The organism is Pseudomonas sp. GW823-FHT06E10, assembly GCF_058794995.1.
In genome coordinates this window covers 93,391-108,676 of sequence record NZ_JBXAHJ010000016.1, presented here as the reverse complement: position 1 = coordinate 108,676, position 15,286 = coordinate 93,391, and the positions used below count along the sequence as shown (strand labels likewise).

Sequence of the window (15,286 nt, the reverse complement as noted above, 5' to 3'; positions counted from 1 at the left end):
TTCTCGTGAGGCGGGAAGTTAGACGGTGACGTGCAGACGGACATCGACGTTGCCACGGGTTGCGTTGGAGTACGGGCACACTTGGTGGGCCGCCTCCACCAACGCTTGTGCATCGGCGTGCTCCAGGCCTGGCAGGTTGATGTTCAGGTCGATATCCAGGCCAAAGCCGCCTGGGATCTGGCCAATGCCGACCCGCGCAGTGATCGAGGCGTCGGCTGGAATGCTGCGTTTGCTCTGGCTGGCGACGAACTTCAGTGCACCGATGAAGCAGGCCGAGTAACCAGCGGCGAACAGTTGCTCAGGGTTGGTGGCATCACCACCGGCACCGCCCAATTCCTTCGGAGTGGCCAGTTTCACGTCGAGGTTCTTGTCGCTGGAGATGGCTCGGCCATCACGACCGCCGGTTGCGGTTGCGACTGCGGTGTAGAGAACTTTCATGGCTTTCCTCACTTTTGAATGTCTTCGAGGGATTCTGTTAGCGATTTAAATGTTTGCGTTATAACAATGTGCAATAAGTTGCCGCTCAATAATTTAGCGCGCAAGATTTATAAAAAATCGTCGATAGCTGTAACAAATTGATTTTCAAGGGGGTTACACCTCAGTCCGCTTGGGCTCGCCCGCGCGTTGATGATGCCTTACCGTCTCAAGCAACGACCGGAATCGGGCAGATTGCTTGTTGCTGCCAAGCCTTCGGTGTCATGCCTTCAGCCTTCACGAATGTACGGCAGAAGTGAGATTGATCGCTGAAGCCGCATTCCTGCGCGATCTCTGTGAGCAACATCGTGGAAGCCTTCAATAACTCTCTGCTCTTCATGACCCGCTGTTCACGCAGCCATCGCTGCGGGGACATCCGGGTGCTTTCCTTGAACCTGCGTGAGAAGTGACTGCGCGACAATGCGCAAGCTTCGGCTAGTTCAGTCACTGAAATGCCGGTATCCAGCCTGTCCAGCATCAGTTGTTTGGCAGTTCTTATCTGCCAGGATTTGAGCTGCCCTGTCGAAGCCAGTGTGAGAGTCGCCAGCACGGTAGATTTGTCCTTGTTCATACACATCCCTTAATCCAGGTAACAGGATGCGAGCGCCTGACTCGAACAGCGCTGGGCACTGGAAATCCCCAGGGGGGCCAGGCCAGGCTCGTTGACTCGGTTCAGTCGACTGCGCACCCTTCGCAAGTCTGTGAACAGCCCCCAGGGCAGGGGCTGGCGATGGCTCAGACAGATGCAGCGACAGGCGCCAGGGTGGGGCCATGCTGAACGCGCTCAGGCGCCTTGTGCACCATGGTGTAGGCGTAGTCGACGCCCATGCCATATGCACCAGAATGTTCCTTTACCAGTTCCATTACGGCGTCGTAGGTGTCGCGGTTCTTCCAGTCCCGTTGCCATTCCAGCAGCACCTGCTGCCAGGTCACCGGTACCACGCCGGCCTGGATCATGCGCTGCATGGCGTAATCGTGGGCTTCTTTGGTGGTGCCGCCGGAGGCATCTGCAACCATATAGATTTCATAGCCGGCATCGTTCATTGCCGACAGGGCGAAGGTGGCATTGCATACCTCGGTCCACAAGCCGGAGACGATGATCTTGTTGCGACCATTTCTCTTGAGTGCGTCGCGTACCTTCTGATCATCCCAGGAATTCATGGAGGTGCGCTCCAGCAGCGGGGCGTCCGGGAACACAGCGAGTAGCTCGGGGTAGGTGTGACCTGAGAAGCTTTCTGTCTCAACCGTGGTGAAGGTGGTGGGGACATTAAAAATCTTCGCTGCCTTGGCCAAGGCAACGGTATTGTTTTTCAGCGTTTGCCGGTCAATGCTCTGAACGCCGAAGGCCATCTGTGGCTGCTGATCGATGAAGATCAGTTGGCTATTAAGCGGAGTCAGGACTTCAGTTTTAGGATTGCTCATTTTTGTTTCCTTTCAGCTCGATGATGTTCAATCGCACAAGTCTCGGGTCCCGCACCTTGCAGGCATTACCGTAGCCACGAGTGCACTCCTCAGCGTCATTGCTTGAGGACGAGCAAAAGATAACGAAACAAGGCGCCTGTCGGTGGCGCATTTTTGCGCTCCTGTCGGCTCATTTATAAGCCATAAAATACGCGATCGCGCTGCTAGCATTCGCCCACCCATTCGGATCATTCCGGTCCCTCATGTGCAGGAGAATGCAATGGCAGCTTCACAACCGTTCAACAAGCAGACCGCCTACTGGGGCGTTTCCTGGGAGGAGGCGTATGGCTATCCGCAGGCACGGCGGGTAGGAAACGAGATCTACGTATCAGGTCAATTCAACCATGATGAGGCAGGTAATCTGGTAGCCCCGGCGCCGCTGAACGCCGATGGTAAGCCCAGTGATTTCTCTTCGATGGGAGAGCAGATGCGGGTCTCTTACGACAACATTTCGAAGCTGCTCACCTTGTATGGCGCAACTATGCAAGATGTTGTCGAGGAAACGCTTTATGTGCTGGACATGGACGCTGCGTTCGCGGTGGTCGGCAAAGTGCGCAAGGCGGCCTATGGCACTGAGCGGCCTCAGTGCGCGAGCAATATCATTGGGGTGTCGAGACTTGCCCAGCGTCCGCAGCTGATTGAGATCGTGTGCAAGGCCGTGATTGGCGCCCGAGACATCTGAGCTGCACTCCCGGTTTCGATCTAGGTGACCGGGAGTATCAATTGCCCCTCGACCAAGGGCTTTTGACTGGCCACGGCAGCGGCGCAGAAGGTCATGAATGCTTTGACTCGCCACGATTTTCGAATGTCCTGGTGAGTCAGCAGCCACAACTCATCCTGAAGCTCTGGCACTACCGGGCCGGCGCGTACCAACCCTGGGGTTATGTCGCCCAACATGCAGGGAAGGAATCCAAATCCCAGACCCGCCGCGATTGCAGCGCTTGCTGCTGCAACAGAATCGGTGCGGTACGCTATGCGCTCAGCAGCGACTCTGCTTTCGACATAGCTTGTCGCCTTCAAACCGCAGAGCGCTGAGGAGTATGACACCCATGCCTGGCCCTCTTCGAAAAGGGGCAAGGCAGTCATCTGCTTGGCACAGCAGTAAGGTGCCCAGGCAATGTTCGCCAGTTTACGGCCCACCAGGCTTTCTGCAGGTTTTCTCGTCGCTCGAATCGCGATATCCGATTCATCCCGGGCGAGGCTAAGGGTTTCATTGCCCACCAGCACCTCGATGGTGATCCCCTCGTTCAGGGCCTTGAAGTCCGCGATGATGGGGGTGAAGAAGTACAGCAGCAGCGAGTCGCTGGTGGTAATTCGAAGTTTCCCGAGGGGACCTTGGCCTGAACGTGAAACACGCCGCGTGACGCTGACAATATCCAGCTCCACTCGCTCGGCGAGTGCTCGCAATTCAGCACCCTCGGCGGTGAGCAGATACCCTGATTTGCGGTGATCAAACAGCGCGATGCCGAGCGTTCGCTCAACTTGAGCAACTCGGCGCGAAACGGTGGATACATTGATGCCAAGCTTCTTGGCCGTAGCCGAACGATTGCCGCAATCACTGAGCGTCTTGATGATGCGCAAGTCGTCCCACGAGAGCTGATTGACAGCCTCGCCTATGTCCCACTTCGCCCCGTCAGAGGCAGCCGGAGCTTTTCCAGTTGGCGATTTCACACAGTTCGTTCCAGATGCAAAGGCGCTGATGATACGAGAAGGGGTTGGGTGAAGCAGCCACATTGTTCCGGCGATTGGTTGAAAACTGTTATGCCGACTGGCTGCAATGGGTCGGTTTCAGCCCCTCACGACAGGCAGTTATCGGCCAAAAATGGCCGGTGGTCGTTGCATTACGATTGTCGCCGACGTTTGGCTAAGCTTAATAAATCAAGGCGAGCTGAAGCCTTGAGTAATAGCGGCCATCAACGGATCTGGATTGGCATCAAGGCGACACTCCCAAGGGAGACGACTATGTATGCGGTTATAAGAACCTACCTGGGTACTGGAGCAAAGCAGCTTTTCGAGTTGTTGGAAGAGCGCAATGCCGACGTCGAAGCGACCCTGCGGACAGTGCCTGGCCTCGTCAGCTACACACTGTTGAATACGGGTGATGGTGGTACAGCGGTGACTGTTTGCACGGACAAGGCCGGCAGCGATGCGAGCCTGAAAGTCGCGCGTGACTGGATTCAGAAAAATGCATCGAATATCCGCGCGAACCCGCCGATCGTGACGGAAGGTCCGGTCATTGTGCAGATCAGCCAGTGACCGGTCCGCAGGATGGTGAGTGCTATACTTTTTTCAAATTGCACCGGGTGTGCAACGTTCCCCACAGTACAGCTGCCAAGTGCTGCCGGACAGAGGAGGTCTGCAGCAAACCCGAGATGGGAGGTGTGGCATGAACCGACACTATTACATCAGTGACAATCTCAACGATCTTGAAAACGTTGAATATGAATTGGAAGCCAGCGGCATCAATTCCGAACAGATTCATGTACTCAGTGAAAAAGTTGCTGATGTAGAAGAACATCACCTCCACGAGATCAGCTCGCTGATGGAACAGGATGCTGTTCACTCTGGTGAGATTGGTGCGGTGATCGGCGTGCCACTCGCAGCGCTGGTCCTGGGTGGCGCCTATTGGATGGGCTGGACCGAATCCGCCGCAGGCTGGATGCCCTTTATCTTCCTTGCCATTGTTGTATTGGGCTTCTGCATCTGGGAAGGCGGTTTTTTTGGGTTCCAGGTGCCGAACACTCACTTCCGCAATTTCAAACAGGCAGTAAAAGAAGGCAAACATATCTTCTTCGTGGATGTTGAACCGAATCAGGAATCGGTACTGGACCAGGTCATCAAACAGCATCCGAAGCTGAAGATCGCCGGCACGGGAACGGCGGCCCCCCACTGGACAGTGGCCTGGCAGCACAAATGGCATCAGTTCAAGCGAGTGATATCGGGTTAGCGCCTGGGGACTCAAGGCCATCCGAAAGCTGCTTGCCTACTGGCCAAAGAAAATGCCCCTGCTGAGGAAAATATAGTCTGCCTCGGAGGCCATCAGCCCGATAAGTACCAGTAAACACAAAGGTGGCACCAGTATGGCGTAGACCAATGCCAGGCGCTCCCATGCCATATGCATGAAGATGGAGACAATCAAACCTGCCTTCAACAACATGAAAGTGATGATCAGGGACCACCGAAGGTAGCCATGGAAGTGGAAATAGTCGACAAGGTACGACAGCGTGCTGAGGACGAATAACAGTCCCCAGATTTTAAGGTACAAACTGATTGGATGTTGCTGACCCTGAGCATGTGCCATCACCCGTGCTCCTCTACCATAAATAGAAGAATGCAAAAATAAATACCCACACTAAATCCACGAAGTGCCAGTAAAGCCCGGCTATCTCGACGTTCTGATAGTTGCCGGAACGCTCATAATCTCCGCGCCATACCTTCAGCGCCACAATGCTGAGATAGAGGGCGCCGATTGATACATGCAGTCCGTGAAAACCGGTAATCATGAAAAAACTGGCGCCAAATTGCGCCGCTCCCATGGGGTTCCCCCAGGGACGCACCCCTTCTGCGATGAGCTTGCTCCATTCAAATGCCTGCATGCTGACGAAAGTCACACCCAAGGCAGCGGTCGCCAGCATCAGGGCCGCGGTTTTCGCGCGATTACGGCGATAGGCGAAATTGACGGCCATGGCCATGGTGCCGCTGCTACTGATCAGCACAAAGGTCATGATGGCGATCAGAATAAGCGGGATTTCCTTGCCGCCGATCGTCAATGCGAACACTTCACTGGGGTTCGGCCAGGCGCTGGTGATGGTCATGCGTACCGACATGTATCCGGTCAGAAAACAGGTGAATATAAACGTGTCGCTGAGCAGGAATATCCACATCATCGCCTTGCCCCAGGGCACCTGCTTGAAGGCCTCTTTATCCGAGGACCAATCGCTGGCGATGCCCTGCCATCCCGGTGCAGGCGGCGAACCTGGTGGGTTGGATGAACTGGATTCGACTTGGGCTTGTGGGTGCAATGCCATGACTGTTTACCTCAGGCCGCAGAATCTGGCGATGGCTTCATAGGTTTGCGGCGTGCTGGCCAGCAGCGCGAAAAGCACGAACCAAAGGCCCAGCAAGTAATGCCAATAGATGGCACAGAGCTCTACGCTGGCGCCAAGTTGCGCCAGTGGCACATGACGCAGAAATCTGGCGACGATCCAGCACCAGGCGATCAGCCCGCCCAGCAGGTGGAGCCCATGCAGGCCGGTCAACAGGTAGAAGAAACTGTTGGCCGGATTGCTGGCGACAAAGTAGCCCCAGGCGACAAACTGCTGCCAGACCCAGAGTTGCCCCGCCAGAAAGGCAATGGCAAACACACCCCCCAATGCAAAACCAATGACCGTTGCGCCCAGCCGAGCCTTTCGGGCGGCCATACGCGACCATTGCAGTGCGATGCAACTCAATACCAGAAAAGCCGAATTCAGCCAGAGCGGCCGGAGATTGCCTAACGGCGCCAAAGGCTCTGTCAGGGGTAGCCAATCGGCCATTTGAGAGCGGGCAATAAAGGCGATCAGGAAGAGGAAGAATAACGAACTCACCACCACCAGAAACAAGCGCAGGCCTACCCTTGCGGTTTGCCTTCTATCGGCATCCTCGGCGGCCTGCATACCCTCAGGGTCGCGACTCCAGCTGCCGCCGGGATCAGCGCCGTCGGCGATTTTCAATAGCAGCCTGTTCATGTCTTGATGTCCGCCTTGGTTCCGGCACTGAGTTGCCGCATCTGCTCCAGCTCCTCGGCGGAGACCGTTTGCGGCACGAAATCCTGCTCTATCCCCGGCACACTGTAGTCATAGGCCCAGCGATGCACGACCGGCAACTTCTCTCCCCAGTTACCGTGTTTCGGCGGGGTGTCCGGCGTTTGCCATTCCAGGCTGGCCGCACCCCAGGGATTACTGCCTGCGGGCTTGCCCTTGAATGCACTCCAGGCCAGGTTGAACAGGAACAGCAACTGGGAAACGCCGACAGTCAATGCGATCACCGTAATGAAGGCATTCAAGTCTTGCGCGGACTGCGGGATGAACGCGTAGTTTTCATAGGCGTAGTAACGACGTGGCATGCCCTGGAAACCCAAGTAGTGCATGGGGAAGAAAATGGCGTAGGTGCCCAGAAAGGTTATCCAGAAATGCAACTTGCCCAGGGTGTCGTTCAACATGCGCCCGGTGACTTTCGGGTACCAGTGATAAATGCCGCCGAACACCACCAGTACCGGGGCTACCCCCATGACCATATGAAAATGGGCCACGACGAAATAGGTGTCCGAGAGCGGGATGTCCACGATCACATTGCCGAGAAACAACCCGGTCAGACCGCCGACCAGGAAGGTGACGATAAAGGCCAGGGCAAACAGCATCGGCACAGTCAGGTGGATGTCGCCGCGCCACAGGGTCAGTACCCAGTTATAGACTTTCAGCGCCGTCGGCACCGCGATGATCAAGGTGGTGACTGCGAAGAAAAAGCCAAAGTACGGGTTCATTCCGCTGACATACATGTGGTGCGCCCAGACCACAAAACTGAGTACGCCAATCGCAATAATGGCCCACACCATCATTCGGTAGCCGAAGATATTTTTACGCGCATGGGTACTGATCAAGTCGGAGACCAGACCAAACGCAGGGAGAGCGACGATGTAGACCTCCGGGTGGCCGAAGAACCAGAACAGGTGCTGGAACAATATCGGGCTGCCACCCTGGTGATCGAGCTGCTGCCCCAGCGAGATCATCGCCGGCATGAAGAAGCTGGTGCCCAACAGCTTGTCGAACAACATCATGACCGCACTGACAAACAACGCCGGGAAGGCCAGCAAGGCCATGATCGAGGCCATGAAGATGCCCCATACCGAGAGCGGCATGCGAAACAAGGTCATGCCGTGCGTGCGCGCCTGCAACACAGTGGTGACGTAGTTCAACCCGCCCATGGTGGCGGCGACGATAAAAATCGCCAGTGAGACGAGCATCAGGACAATGCCCCACTCGACCCCCGGTGTCCCCTGGGTAATGGACTGTGGCGGATAGAGCGTCCAGCCCGAACCTGTGGGGCCGCCAGGGACAAAAAAACTGCTGAGCAACACCAGTACCGCCACCAGGTAGAACCAGTAGCTGAGCATGTTGACATAGGGGAAGACCATGTCGCGGGCGCCCACCATCAGCGGGATCAGATAGTTGCCGAAACCACCCAGAAACAAGGCTGTGAGCAAGTAAATGACCATGATCATGCCGTGCATGGTCATCGCCTGATAGTAAGTACTGGCGTCCATGAACGCCAAACTGCCGGGGAAACCTATCTGCATGCGCATCAAGCTGGACAACACCAGAGCGATAAGACCCACGAAGATGGCCGTCAAGGAATATTGAATGGCTATGACCTTGTGGTCCTGACTCCAGATATATCTGGTCAGGAAACTCTTGGGCTCGTGCAGTGCTTCTGTCTCGGCTTGCTCCGCATAGGCCATCACGTCATCCTCCTGCCGAAGTTTCAGTGCATTCCTGGCTGTTTTACGGCTACTTCCCTGGCTCCGCCTTGCTCGCATCAGCGTCAGCATTCGCTTTGGATTTGATAAAAGCGATCAGTGCATTGAGCTCCTCGTCACTCGGAGCCAGGGCCGGCATGACGGCTGCATAGCCCTTGACGATTTTGGCATTGGGATGCAGAACCGATTCTTTGATATAGCCCTCGTCGACCTTTACGCTCGTATCGTCGCCAAGGGTTTGCGTCTTGCCATACAGGCCCTGCCAGCTGGGGCCGACGCCCTTGTTGCCATCGACACTGTGGCAGGCCAGACAGCCGAGCGACCCGGCCAATCGCTGCCCCTGCGCCACCAGGTCTTCACCCGGGCTCGACGCTTCGCCGGTCGAAGGTTCATCGTCTTGCCCCGCTGCGCCCAGTGATTTGATCAGGGCGATGACAGCGCCCATTTCATCGTCTTTGAGAGTATAGGCCACCATCACCGGCGGGTAGCCCTGTACCAGCCGGGCCTTCGGATCGAGAATCGACTCTTTCAGGTAGGCCTCGTCGACCACCGCACTGGTGCCATCGGCAAACTGTTCAGTGCGGCCGTACAGCCCTTTCCATCCCGGGCCGAGACTGGCACTGCCATCCTGGCTATGGCAGGCCTTGCAGCCGAGCTGTTCGACCAACTGGCGGCCTTTTTCCAGCACGCTGTCGCGACCGGGTTTGGCAGTTGTCGTCAATGTCTGCGCAAAAGTCGGCTGGCCGTTGAGCCATTGATCGAAGACGCCCTGCTCTTCCACGATCATATGGCCGCGCATGTTGTAATGACCTACACCACAAAACTCAGCGCAAAGGACTTCGTATTTTCCGGTTTTAGTTGGCGTAAACCAAAAGTACGACACCATTCCTGGCACCATATCCATCTTGCTGCGAATTTGCGGTACATAGAAATCGTGCAGGACATCTTTAGCGCGCAACAAGACTTTCACCGGCCGGTCGAGCGGAAGGCGAACTTCATTATTCATTACAAGCACATCGTCTTGCCCTGCAGGATCCTTGGGATCAAGGCCGAAGGGATTGGCGGCATCAATAAACCTGATATCCGATTTGCCCAGCTTTGCGTCCTGGCCGGGAAAACGAAAGGCCCACTGCCACTGTTGGGCGACCACTTCAAGTTCGTAAGCCTCTTTCGGTACCCGGATGAAGTCGTTGTAGACAACCAGACCTGGCGCCAACATCCCGGCAATACCTACCGACGTAATGATAATTAACCACAGTTCCAGCTTTTTATTTTCTGGCTGGTAGGCCGCCCTGGCGCCCTCCTTGTGACGATACCGCATCACCGCTACAGCCATGAATACCGTGATGGCAATGAAAAATATTCCGCTAATGATCAGGGTGATGAACAGGGTGGTGTCTATGGAACCCCAGTTGGAAGCTGCCGGTGTCGCGTGCCAAGGCGCCAGTATGTGGAATAGCACTGATGCAATAACGATTAGTATCAGGACAATTGCTATTGCCATTTCCTCTTCATCCTATTCCTGTTGTTCATTGGTTATGCAAAAGCATCGCCACTGACGTCCAAGCAGGGCAGACAAATACCACCCATCGGGGCGGCAAAGTCAGTAAGAAGTATAGAGCCCATCGGGTTGTACGTGAGGTTGGCAAGCGAGGCCCGGCGACCGGCTATACTGAATTTCTGATGACGGACAGCAGGGTCGACCAGAAGCGGCGCCAAAAATCGAACCCTGCCCTTGTGCAGTCATCCAACATAAGTGATGGCATCGAGCAGGAACGATAGCTACAGATTCCAGCAATCCACATGGGAGGTTTCGTCATGAGTGCCCTGACGATCGAAGGTTGGTGCAAAACCAGCGGCGCCCAAAAGTCCACCCCGATGGGGGAAGTTCATTTCTACGTCGACGGCCCTCTGCACCTCCGTCTGGAGCAGGCCGAAGAGCACTTGCAGAAGACCCACGAGCCGGAAGCCATGGTCGATGTCGATATGGACTCGATGGATCTGATCATGCCCGAGGGATACGCCCCCTTGTCCGACTGTCAGATGCGTGTCTATTTGCACCACGAACGCGGACAGTTCCATCTGGTTGGACACCGGGCGAGTGACGGCAGTTTGATCTACACCAATGCGGTGTTGATAGATCAGCTGCTTGAGTAGCGGTTACGTGATTCTCGGCATCGATGTTTCTCCTCGGGTAATGTGCGGTGCCGAAAACTCACTCGTCTATTAAACAGAATTCAGTGTGTTGCTTCGACCGGTTGAAACCACAGTTAGAAGCGGCCCTTCCGCCCCGTTAAATCCACCTCGCCTCAGGGACAAGTAGCCCCTACCAAAAACAATCGGTGAAACAGGGCCGCTACTCTCTCCAAAAATGGGGTACTACACCCACCCAACCAGGCGTTTACCACCAACTTTGAGGAATATTCCCCCCTCCCCCCTTTCTCTCGCTTGAAACCCCTCGCAAACAGCTTGTTAATTAATTTGAGTTTTTTCTTCGCCCTATTGAAATGGCTCATTAGTTGCACCACCCCTGGTACCCGCAACAGCTGTCGTCCCGGACATCATGGAGACGGCGGGGCTCGCCGGATTCGGCATGACGCGAGGGGTAGGAAATGAAACGCGCGACACCATGCGGTTCCATCGCCTTACTGCCCAAGTCAAGCCTGTGGTGCGTGTTCCACGCAAAAGTGAGGATGAGTGATGGCTTCCACTGATAGATCAATTGCTCGAATCACGAAACGGCCGATGGCCCTTTATAAGCAGCTGGCCGAGTTGGGCCTGATGTTTATCGCGTTGGTGATGACGCTGGCGTTGTCCGCTGTACTGGCGATGGAATTGACCCTTGGAGTGTTCTGACGAGTTATTGCTCATGCGACGAGCGCCCGTTTTACCAGGCACCCATGCAAAGAAAACGGTTATGGGAGGTGTGTCATGTGGAATCAGCCTCTGATGATTGTGGCGATCTACCTTGCCATCACCCTCTGCATCGGCTGGTTGTGGTCCGTTACTATCCTGTATTGGCTTTGATGCAATGCTGATTTTATGAACACACATGACCGGCAGCCATGTGTCGGTCAGGTGAATCGAAGGTCAGCCGGTCAGATGGTCCATGGGGGCGCGGGGGTAAACTTTGACTCGATCCATTGTTTGAACGCGACGACCACGGCACCCGGAAACTTGGCTGATGGCCTGACCAGGTAGACCCCACCGGCGGTATCCAATTGCCAGTCAGGAAGGACCTGCAACAGTCCCCCGGCAGCAATATCACGACTCATCAACCAGTCACCTGCCCCCAGTATTCCCGCATCGGCGCAGGCCGCTGCAAGTAATGACTCGCTGTCGTTGGCCGTCAGGTTTCCTTTGGGAGAAACCGTCTGCAGTTCATTGCCGCGATGGAGTCTCCACTGAGGAAAAGACGCAAGGCCACTGAAGCGAAGGCAATTGTGCCTGATCAGGTCCTGTGGCGTTTCGGGCATGCCGTGCTTTGTGATGTAAGCAGGCGAGGCACACAGTATCCGGCGATGGTCACTTAGTTTTTTGGCTATCAGCCGGCTGTCGTCCAACTCTCCGATTCGGATCGCCGCGTCAAAACCTTCATCGATGATGTCGACCAGACGCTCGCTATAGTCAGCGATGATCGAGACATGCGGATGAGCCTTGAGAAACTCCGGCAGCATCGGGCCAAGCCAACGCCTGCCCATGGCTGCCGGCAATGCAAGGCGCAAAGTACCGCGGATTTCGATGGCGCCCTCGGACGCTTGCTGCTGCGCTTCATTCATCAATTCGATGGCTGAGCGAAGGCGTTGCTCCAGCCTGGCACCTGTTTCAGTAATTCGAACCTGGCGGGTGGAGCGCTCCACAAGCCGAACGCCAAGGCGCTTTTCCATTGCGGCGAGTCGTTTCGAAACGACTGTTGGGTGTCGCTGCAATAGCCGGCCTGCCCCGACAAACGAGCCTTGCGAGGCCACGGCCAGAAACGCAGCGATTTCGTCGCTGTGCTGATTGTTCAGAACATCAAGATTCATGGTTTTAGAATGATCGCCCCCGATGAACGCCCCGACTCCAGGTCCGCATGCGCCAATGCTGCGTCCGCCAGAGAGTAACTTGCCCGGACCGAAGGTTTGATAATACCTGCACCAATGGCGGCCAACACATCCTGCGCTCGTTCCTGGTACTCAGAGACACTCGCCGTATGGGCTGCCAACGAAGGACGTGTCAGGAACAGCGAGCCTTTGGTATTGAGTGTCGACAGTTCCACCGCTGACGGCGCACCTGATGAGGCTCCGAACGATACCATCAGGCCTCGTGGTCGCAAGCTATCCAGGGATGCCTGGAAAGAAACACGCCCAATCGGGTCATAGACGACGTCGACCATTTTACCCTTGGTGATACGAGCGACCCGGGAAGCCAGGCTGTGCGCATCGAACACCAGGACTTCATCGCATCCCGACGCCAGAGCTTTCTCGACACTGGCCTGCTTTGAAACCACGCCGATCACGATGGCACCCAAGTGCTTCGCCCACGGCACCATTATTTCCCCCAGCCCTCCAGCCACACCGTAGAGAAGAATGGTTGTACCGGGCCCCACAGGATAGGTGGCTTTCAACAGGTACTGCGCAGTGATGCCCTTGAACATGACGGCTGCTGCATCGTCAAATGACAGCGAATCCGGAATTCTGACCAGCCGCTCTGCCGGATAAAGCCGGGCCGAAGCATAGGAACCCAAGGGGCCGGTGGCATAGGCGACGCGATCCCCTACTCGCACGTTGCTGACACCCACACCCACAGCGGCGACACGCCCCGCGCCTTCCAGCCCAACTCCAGATGGCAAAGCAATCGGCACCGCCCCTTTTCGTTGGCTAACGTCGAGAAAGTTGACACCTACAGCCTCTTGCTCAAGCCATACCTCACCCTGGCCGGGCGCTTGTTCGCTCAGTGTCTCCAGGTTCAGTACTTCAGGGTTGCCGAACTGGATAAACCGGATCGCAGATACCATGGTCATCTCTCCTTCAGTCAGAAGCCGTTATCAAATGAGTGACCTCAGTGTGATAACTGACCTACTAATGAACAAGACTGGTTTATTGCAGGACATTAATGCACCTGTTGCAGCAATATAATCATGGATAGCACGCTTTACTACGTGGAGCATGTTGGTTTCATTGTGATTTTGGAGATGCCAAAGATTGCCTCCGAGAGTCCTCCATGGGTCGGATATAGCCCTCGGTGACAGGCAGAAATCGGCCAATACCCGACGCATGACAATCGGTCATGACATGTCATGACCTCCTTGAAAAACGGACTTTTTCCAGCAAATACGGGGGTTAAAGGACGAACGGTCGAGAGGCGTCAAGCGTGGGGAATTGCCGGGAGTTTGCAGCCACTACAGGCTTTTCAGGCAGGCGCGTTCGTCGCGGTCAAGTGAACTTCACTTTCACCACGTGTCACATTAAGTCCTTGTCAAGCGAACTTCAGTGGAGGTACAGCCTTATGAGCATGGCCACGATTGTCAGTGCCGTGATTTCCAGTCTCGCACCCAGTGTCTTTGACCAGAGCAGCCTGCAAGAACCCGGCGCGCATGTTTCAGCCGTCGAATACCACTACGGGATGGACATCGATGTGAAACGGGTACTGCAGCGCACCGATACATCCGACAAGACCGGCGTGGTACCGGTGACCCTGGTCTACGAAGACAGCGAGGGCGAGGTTCACAAGATCCGTTTCCTCGAATGGGGTGGAAGCCCCGCCGACCCTACCAGCATTGCCTGATTCGCTCGTCGATCGGGTTCCGGGCCTCACCGCCCCCCAGAAGCGGAAGTTAAACCTCCCATGCACTCAGTGCGATTGAGGTTTTTGGTTACCTGAAAATGGACATGATCGAATGACTAAAAGTTCATTCGAGAAACTCACTATTATCTTGCTGGCGTAATGTCGCAAGATTAACTGATAACAATTGCTGGATCTAAATGGCAGTCAGCAACGGTAAATTCCAATCAAGCCGTGCCGAGAGCCAAGTTGATTCACTATTGAAGCCAAGAGGTCACCATGGAACTTAGTATGTTTTCTTCGTCCACCGTGGAATATGTGCGTTTGGGCGTTGTATATTTTCATCTTATCGCCTGCTGTGTGGCAATCGGGCTGGTCTTGACCAGCGACATTGCAATGGTCAAGCAACTCCTGAAGGGAGATGCGTCAGGCCACCACGATGACGCGCACATGGAAAGCCTTCAGAAAACCGTAGTGCTTGCACTTGTAGCGCTCTGGATTACGGGCATTGGTATTGTCGGGATCGATTATGCCGGCAAGGGGATGGAATATTTCCTCAATCCAAAACTGCAAGCCAAAATCGGCATAGTAGTGCTGTTGACCTTTAACGGCATCCTGTTGCATAGCGCTGTATTGCCGGCACTGAAAAAAGCCGGTTCGTTACTCAAGCTCTCCTTCAGCCTGCGCATGCTGGCGCTGTTTTCCGGCGCCCTCTCTGGCGTGTCATGGTTCTATGCCGCCATGCTGGGTATTGGTCGTCCGCTGGCCTGGAAGTACTCGCTGGTGGAGTTGCTGGCAGCCTATCCGGTACTCATCGTCGGTGGTTTCGGGGCGATGGTACTGCTCACCGCCTGGGCAAAAGACAGAGACACCGAAGCGCGTTTGGAGCAAGACACCAGGCCCCTGGGAAACGCCGCCCTGGCTGGATGGTGAAGTCAGGTTGAACAAGGAAGTTCAGCTTTAGCCAATAAAATCCGTTGTTAGCCGTTCGCAAAATTTGAGTTGAGCGCCTGACCGGAAAAGTCTCCCCGCCGGGCGACGATAGTGAAATCTCAATTACCCGCAGTAGTCATG

At 55.4% G+C, this 15,286-nt stretch carries 17 protein-coding genes; 6 read left to right on the top strand and 11 right to left on the bottom strand.

Annotated elements, in window-relative coordinates; all coding sequences use genetic code 11:
• Positions 1–18: 18 nt before the first annotated feature.
• The 3 genes from AC1Q6Y_RS23265 to AC1Q6Y_RS23255 all read right to left on the bottom strand — a co-directional run bounded on the left by AC1Q6Y_RS23265 (position 19) and on the right by AC1Q6Y_RS23255 (position 1,896).
• Complete coding sequence (locus AC1Q6Y_RS23265) at positions 19–438, bottom strand: organic hydroperoxide resistance protein (RefSeq protein ID WP_057715327.1); 420 nt, start codon at positions 436–438, stop codon at positions 19–21.
• 205 nt (positions 439–643) lie between these two features.
• A complete protein-coding gene (locus AC1Q6Y_RS23260) occupies positions 644–1,045 on the bottom strand; it encodes a helix-turn-helix domain-containing protein (protein WP_057716631.1) in 402 nt (133 codons plus the stop codon).
• 164 nt (positions 1,046–1,209) lie between these two features.
• Positions 1,210–1,896, bottom strand: coding sequence for a hydrolase (locus AC1Q6Y_RS23255; protein ID WP_008020170.1), 687 nt, complete (start codon positions 1,894–1,896; stop codon positions 1,210–1,212).
• Between the two features lie 259 nt (positions 1,897–2,155).
• Between AC1Q6Y_RS23255 and AC1Q6Y_RS23250 the strand changes: the two genes are divergently transcribed.
• Positions 2,156–2,617 carry a RidA family protein gene (locus AC1Q6Y_RS23250; protein ID WP_057715328.1) on the top strand — a complete coding sequence of 154 codons (462 nt, stop codon included), beginning with the start codon at positions 2,156–2,158 and terminating at the stop codon, positions 2,615–2,617.
• A 20-nt stretch (positions 2,618–2,637) separates the two neighbouring features.
• Here AC1Q6Y_RS23250 and AC1Q6Y_RS23245 read toward each other — a convergent pair whose 3' ends face one another.
• The gene (locus tag AC1Q6Y_RS23245; protein ID WP_057715329.1) at positions 2,638–3,606 is read right to left on the bottom strand and encodes a LysR family transcriptional regulator; all 969 of its coding nucleotides are present in this window, start codon (positions 3,604–3,606) and stop codon (positions 2,638–2,640) included.
• Between the two features lie 291 nt (positions 3,607–3,897).
• Here AC1Q6Y_RS23245 and AC1Q6Y_RS23240 point away from each other — a divergent pair, with 291 nt between their 5' ends.
• Positions 3,898–4,191 carry a hypothetical protein gene (locus AC1Q6Y_RS23240; protein WP_057715330.1) on the top strand — a complete coding sequence of 98 codons (294 nt, stop codon included), beginning with the start codon at positions 3,898–3,900 and terminating at the stop codon, positions 4,189–4,191.
• Between the two features lie 130 nt (positions 4,192–4,321).
• A complete protein-coding gene (locus tag AC1Q6Y_RS23235; RefSeq protein WP_057715331.1) occupies positions 4,322–4,882 on the top strand; it encodes a hypothetical protein in 561 nt (186 codons plus the stop codon).
• A gap of 36 nt (positions 4,883–4,918) precedes the next feature.
• On the opposite strand, the gene AC1Q6Y_RS23230 is transcribed toward AC1Q6Y_RS23235, so the two are convergent.
• From AC1Q6Y_RS23230 to AC1Q6Y_RS23210, 5 genes are read right to left on the bottom strand one after another with little or no spacing between them, the layout of a single operon-like run.
• Positions 4,919–5,236: a cytochrome C oxidase subunit IV family protein gene (locus AC1Q6Y_RS23230; RefSeq protein WP_057715332.1), complete on the bottom strand. Its 318-nt coding sequence runs from the start codon at positions 5,234–5,236 to the stop codon at positions 4,919–4,921.
• A gap of 13 nt (positions 5,237–5,249) precedes the next feature.
• On the bottom strand, positions 5,250–5,963 hold the full coding sequence (locus tag AC1Q6Y_RS23225; RefSeq protein ID WP_057715333.1) for a heme-copper oxidase subunit III family protein: 714 nt from the start codon (positions 5,961–5,963) through the stop codon (positions 5,250–5,252).
• 6 nt (positions 5,964–5,969) lie between these two features.
• Positions 5,970–6,662: a cytochrome c oxidase subunit 3 gene (locus AC1Q6Y_RS23220; protein WP_057715334.1), complete on the bottom strand. Its 693-nt coding sequence runs from the start codon at positions 6,660–6,662 to the stop codon at positions 5,970–5,972.
• The gene (gene ctaD, locus AC1Q6Y_RS23215; protein ID WP_489340615.1) at positions 6,659–8,431 is read right to left on the bottom strand and encodes a cytochrome c oxidase subunit I; all 1,773 of its coding nucleotides are present in this window, start codon (positions 8,429–8,431) and stop codon (positions 6,659–6,661) included. Before ctaD ends, AC1Q6Y_RS23220 begins: the two co-directional genes overlap by 4 nt.
• Positions 8,432–8,480: 49 nt before the next feature.
• Complete coding sequence (locus AC1Q6Y_RS23210) at positions 8,481–9,953, bottom strand: c-type cytochrome (RefSeq protein WP_492625236.1); 1,473 nt, start codon at positions 9,951–9,953, stop codon at positions 8,481–8,483.
• A 314-nt stretch (positions 9,954–10,267) separates the two neighbouring features.
• Between AC1Q6Y_RS23210 and AC1Q6Y_RS23205 the strand changes: the two genes are divergently transcribed.
• Positions 10,268–10,606, top strand: a complete 339-nt coding sequence (locus AC1Q6Y_RS23205; protein ID WP_057716632.1) for a hypothetical protein — start codon at positions 10,268–10,270, stop codon at positions 10,604–10,606.
• 941 nt (positions 10,607–11,547) lie between these two features.
• Here AC1Q6Y_RS23205 and AC1Q6Y_RS23200 read toward each other — a convergent pair.
• Both AC1Q6Y_RS23200 and AC1Q6Y_RS23195 read right to left on the bottom strand, forming a co-directional pair.
• Positions 11,548–12,474, bottom strand: coding sequence for a LysR family transcriptional regulator (locus AC1Q6Y_RS23200; protein WP_492625235.1), 927 nt, complete (start codon positions 12,472–12,474; stop codon positions 11,548–11,550).
• Positions 12,471–13,445 carry a quinone oxidoreductase family protein gene (locus AC1Q6Y_RS23195; protein ID WP_492625234.1) on the bottom strand — a complete coding sequence of 325 codons (975 nt, stop codon included), beginning with the start codon at positions 13,443–13,445 and terminating at the stop codon, positions 12,471–12,473. The genes AC1Q6Y_RS23200 and AC1Q6Y_RS23195 overlap by 4 nt, the downstream gene beginning before the upstream one ends.
• A gap of 491 nt (positions 13,446–13,936) precedes the next feature.
• On the opposite strand from AC1Q6Y_RS23195, the gene AC1Q6Y_RS23190 reads away from it, so the two are divergent.
• Positions 13,937–14,215 carry a DUF2790 domain-containing protein gene (locus AC1Q6Y_RS23190; protein ID WP_057715339.1) on the top strand — a complete coding sequence of 93 codons (279 nt, stop codon included), beginning with the start codon at positions 13,937–13,939 and terminating at the stop codon, positions 14,213–14,215.
• Between the two features lie 276 nt (positions 14,216–14,491).
• On the top strand, positions 14,492–15,145 hold the full coding sequence (locus AC1Q6Y_RS23185; RefSeq protein WP_057715340.1) for a hypothetical protein: 654 nt from the start codon (positions 14,492–14,494) through the stop codon (positions 15,143–15,145).
• Positions 15,146–15,286: the final 141 nt, after the last annotated feature.

Bases quoted from the DNA above. Each gene is read 5' to 3' on its own strand.
- AC1Q6Y_RS23240 (WP_057715330.1), top strand. From the start codon at position 3,898: ATGTATGCGGTTATAAGAACCTACCTGGGTACTGGAGCAAAGCAGCTT.
- AC1Q6Y_RS23265 (WP_057715327.1), bottom strand. From the start codon at position 438: ATGAAAGTTCTCTACACCGCAGTCGCAACCGCAACCGGCGGTCGTGAT.
- AC1Q6Y_RS23235 (WP_057715331.1), top strand. From the start codon at position 4,322: ATGAACCGACACTATTACATCAGTGACAATCTCAACGATCTTGAAAAC.
- AC1Q6Y_RS23195 (WP_492625234.1), bottom strand. From the start codon at position 13,445: ATGGTATCTGCGATCCGGTTTATCCAGTTCGGCAACCCTGAAGTACTG.
- AC1Q6Y_RS23205 (WP_057716632.1), top strand. From the start codon at position 10,268: ATGAGTGCCCTGACGATCGAAGGTTGGTGCAAAACCAGCGGCGCCCAA.
- ctaD (WP_489340615.1), bottom strand. From the start codon at position 8,431: ATGGCCTATGCGGAGCAAGCCGAGACAGAAGCACTGCACGAGCCCAAG.
- AC1Q6Y_RS23210 (WP_492625236.1), bottom strand. From the start codon at position 9,953: ATGGCAATAGCAATTGTCCTGATACTAATCGTTATTGCATCAGTGCTA.
- AC1Q6Y_RS23250 (WP_057715328.1), top strand. From the start codon at position 2,156: ATGGCAGCTTCACAACCGTTCAACAAGCAGACCGCCTACTGGGGCGTT.
- AC1Q6Y_RS23260 (WP_057716631.1), bottom strand. From the start codon at position 1,045: ATGAACAAGGACAAATCTACCGTGCTGGCGACTCTCACACTGGCTTCG.
- AC1Q6Y_RS23220 (WP_057715334.1), bottom strand. From the start codon at position 6,662: ATGAACAGGCTGCTATTGAAAATCGCCGACGGCGCTGATCCCGGCGGC.
- AC1Q6Y_RS23190 (WP_057715339.1), top strand. From the start codon at position 13,937: ATGAGCATGGCCACGATTGTCAGTGCCGTGATTTCCAGTCTCGCACCC.
- AC1Q6Y_RS23225 (WP_057715333.1), bottom strand. From the start codon at position 5,963: ATGGCATTGCACCCACAAGCCCAAGTCGAATCCAGTTCATCCAACCCA.
- AC1Q6Y_RS23200 (WP_492625235.1), bottom strand. From the start codon at position 12,474: ATGAATCTTGATGTTCTGAACAATCAGCACAGCGACGAAATCGCTGCG.
- AC1Q6Y_RS23185 (WP_057715340.1), top strand. From the start codon at position 14,492: ATGGAACTTAGTATGTTTTCTTCGTCCACCGTGGAATATGTGCGTTTG.
- AC1Q6Y_RS23230 (WP_057715332.1), bottom strand. From the start codon at position 5,236: ATGGCACATGCTCAGGGTCAGCAACATCCAATCAGTTTGTACCTTAAA.
- AC1Q6Y_RS23255 (WP_008020170.1), bottom strand. From the start codon at position 1,896: ATGAGCAATCCTAAAACTGAAGTCCTGACTCCGCTTAATAGCCAACTG.